Origin of the sequence: uncultured Campylobacter sp., from assembly GCF_938045595.1 — a bacterium.
GTDB lineage: Bacteria > Campylobacterota > Campylobacteria > Campylobacterales > Campylobacteraceae > Campylobacter_B.
The window spans coordinates 1-1951 of record NZ_CALIBB010000291.1 but is presented as its reverse complement, the minus strand read 5'-3'; the positions used below and the strand labels follow the sequence as shown (position 1 = coordinate 1951).

Below are 1951 nucleotides of genomic sequence, written 5' to 3'. Positions count from 1 at the left end.
CGATCTATTTGATACAAATACGTGGAGCTATCAGCACTACGACCTTACCCCTGTACCTACCCCTAATGGCAAAGGAAACTATGCGGTAATCAATCCAAAAGATAGCTGGAACGGCGATTCTCTCTTATTGCCGAGCCAATACGGCTTTGTAGATAACAACTGGAAAGACAGGGATCTCATCACCGATACAAAACAATTAAATCTCGATCTTACCAAGGATTTTACTATCAAAAGCTCAGAGCACACCTTAAGCTACGGCGGGCTTTTTAGTAAAAGCGATAAGCGAATGGTAAACAGACAAGGATACGAGCCTACGAATAAACAGTGGTGGGCCGAAACCTTTTTCGGCGTAAGAAATACTAACCCCGACTTTCCTATGCTCGGTACTTGGTATGCGGATAAATGTAAGCTATACAACGGAAACGACTACGTATCGCTTTGCGGTCACGAAGATGATCCTTTTAGCTTCCTTATTCCGGTTGAGACCAAAACCGGAGCGCTTTATGTGGGAGATGACTTTCGTATAAATGATGTTTTGGCCTTTGATCTTAATTATAGATATGATAAGGTTAAACACAATCCATCTTATACTCCAGGCGTTACGCCAAAAATTCCAACTGATCTATTTATCGGAATGTTTGTTCCTTATACGCCGCTTCCGGGCACTCCATCTCAAAAAGAGATAAAAGCTCATAGAGATGCTAACGCCGAAGCCAACGCCGTGTATTTGGCTTCGCAAAAGAGAAAGTATTCGGCAAACTCATATTCTTTATCTACGAATATCGATCCGCTCGATTTTTTTAGAATTCAGCTTAAATATGCAAACGGATTTAGGGCGCCTACTTCGGATGAAATTTACTTCACTTTCCAGCACCGTGATTTTTCGATATATCCGAATTTGGATTTGAAAAAAGAAACGGCAAAGACTAAAGAGATTGCCTTTACGCTTCATAATTCGCCAAGCTTCGTTACATTGAATTTATTCCAAACGGATTATAGGAATTTTATAGATTTACAATACAAGGGGGAATTCCAGCTTCCTTACGGAAACGGTGGAAGTACAATGCCTACTTCTGTGTATCAAAACGTAAATCGTCCAAAAGCAAGAGTAAGAGGAATAGAGATAGACTCGAGACTGGCTTTGGATCAAATTTGGCAGCCTCTACAGGGCTTTCATATAGGATATAAGCTAAGTATTCAAAAAGGCAGAATGGATATAGGTCACGGCAAAACCGATACGCCGATGAATGCGATCCAGCCGCGAACGGCGGTTTATAGCGTAGGCTATCAAAGCCCGGGCGATAAATACGGCGCGGATCTGTTCGTAACCGCGGTAGCTGCGAAAAAGGCGAGAGATACCTACAATATGTATTGGTACGAGCAGTATCTAGGCGGCAAAATCGTAAACGGCAAACCTGTAAGCAATAGCGAAGTGGAATGGAGAAGCGGTGGATATACGACGATAGACTTCGTAACATACGTAAAGCCGATAAAATATCTGACGCTTCGTGCAGGCATATATAATATAACCGATCGTAAATATATCACTTGGGAAAGCGCCAGATCAATAAGGCCTTTTGGAACTAGCAATTTGATAGATCAAGAAACAGGGCTTGGTATCAACCGCTTTTACTCGCCGGGTAGGAACTATAAACTCACATGGGAGTTTCAGTTTTAAAAATTTAATCAAGTGTTTGACGTCTTATTAAAACAAAAGCCTTTGGAATCAAAATTTATAGATTTATTAGTAAATTTAAAAAGGATGGCTATAGTAAATCATTTGGTATCATTTAGATTCCCGAATTTTATGCAGCGTGTAAATTTCAAATTTTACGTGACGTGGCAGACCAAAGGCTCCTGTCCGTGATGACATCAGCTTCGTAATTTTGCAATGACGCCCGCGATCTCTTTCAAAATCAAGATAGCGAATTTTGAAATTTTAACTGCGGTC

Annotated in this window: 1 protein-coding gene; it reads left to right on the top strand. The window is 40.9% G+C overall.

The genetic code is table 11. The features are described 5' to 3' along the window. A partial coding sequence (locus Q0340_RS11325) for a TonB-dependent receptor (protein ID WP_298083387.1) occupies positions 1 to 1678 on the top strand: 1678 nt, incomplete at its 5' end. Positions 1679 to 1951 lie beyond the last annotated feature (273 nt).